Raw genomic sequence first — 1,247 nt, 5'->3', positions numbered from 1 at the left:
GCGGAACCTCATCCGCTTTAGTTGACACCCTCACCTAACGAGAGGTGTCACATGGCCAAGCCCGGCCTTCGGAAGATTTATCGCTATAGCGAAGAGTTCAAATCCACGGCGGTCCGCCTGAGTCAGCTGCCGGGCGTGGCCGTCCAGGATGTGGCGGCATCGCTGGACATCCACCCCTTCATGCTGTCTCGTTGGCGCAAAGAGCATCGCGAGGGAAAGTGGGTGGCCAAACACGTCGAGATCGATCCCGAGACCCAGGCTGAGCTGCGTGAACTGCGCCAGCTCAGGCGGGATCACGCGCGCCTGCAGGAGGAGCATGCCCTTTTAAAAAAAGCCATCCGGTTCTCTTCCGAACAAAGGGTGAAGCGTTCGCCTTCATCCACTCCCAGCGGGAAGGGAACCGGCTCCAAGTGATGTGCCGCCTCTATGGTGTCACTGCCGCTGGCTACTACGCCTGGCGCAAGCGTCCGCCCAGCGCGACGGCCTTGGACGACGTGGAGTTGGTGCGCCTCATCCGTCGGATATTCGAGGCATCAGCGGGCTGTTACGGCAGTCCACGGGTTCATGCGGCGCTGCGCGATGAGGGCATCCAGATCAGCAACAAACGCGTGGCGAGATTGATGCGAGAGCATGGCTTGAAGGCACGCAGCGCGAAGCTCTACCGGCGACACGTGGGCCACACGGTGTTTTACGGTGGAGTGGCCAACTCGCACCTGGATACACCCGCCACCCGGATGGACCATGTCTGGGTGGGCGATGTGACTTATCTGAAGGTTCGGGACCGCTGGCGGTACCTGGCCGTGGTCATGGACCGCTACTCGCGATTGGTGATCGGCTGGACCTTGGGGCTTCGCCGCGATGTCTCCCTGACACTGGCAGCTCTCAACCAGGCAGTGCGATTGCGACGCCCCTCGCCCGGGGTGCTCTTCCATAGTGATCGGGGAAGCGAATACGCGAGCTACGCCTTCCGTGATCGGCTGCGGGTCCTGTCCATGCAGCAAAGCATGAACCGGCCGCGGTACGTCACCGATAATGCGGCGATGGAGTCGTTCTTCAAGTCATTGAAAAGCGACATCTACCATGGCGTCCGCTTCGATGACGACTGTTCCTTACGCAGCGTGCTCACGCGCTACATTACGTACTACAACGAACTGCGGTTGCACTCGAGCCTGGGATACCGGTCGCCAGTGCAGTTTGAGGCGGCCGCGTGATACAACGTCAGTGTCAACAAAAACGGATGAAGTCCC

General features: G+C 60.5%; 2 protein-coding genes. Both read left to right on the top strand.

What is annotated here, in order from left to right; all coding sequences use genetic code 11:
* The first annotated feature begins 51 nt into the window (after nucleotides 1-51).
* Nucleotides 52-414, top strand: coding sequence for a transposase (locus ACW7G3_RS14190; protein ID WP_456983563.1), 363 nt, complete (start codon nucleotides 52-54; stop codon nucleotides 412-414).
* On the top strand, nucleotides 378-1,211 hold the full coding sequence (locus ACW7G3_RS14185; RefSeq protein ID WP_456983565.1) for an IS3 family transposase: 834 nt from the start codon (nucleotides 378-380) through the stop codon (nucleotides 1,209-1,211). Before ACW7G3_RS14190 ends, ACW7G3_RS14185 begins: the two co-directional genes overlap by 37 nt.
* The last annotated feature ends 36 nt before the right edge of the window (nucleotides 1,212-1,247 follow it).

This window comes from Luteimonas sp. A478 (genome assembly GCF_054052025.1).
The sequence above is the reverse complement of the archived record's forward strand: the minus strand, read 5'-3'. Positions and strand labels throughout refer to the sequence as shown.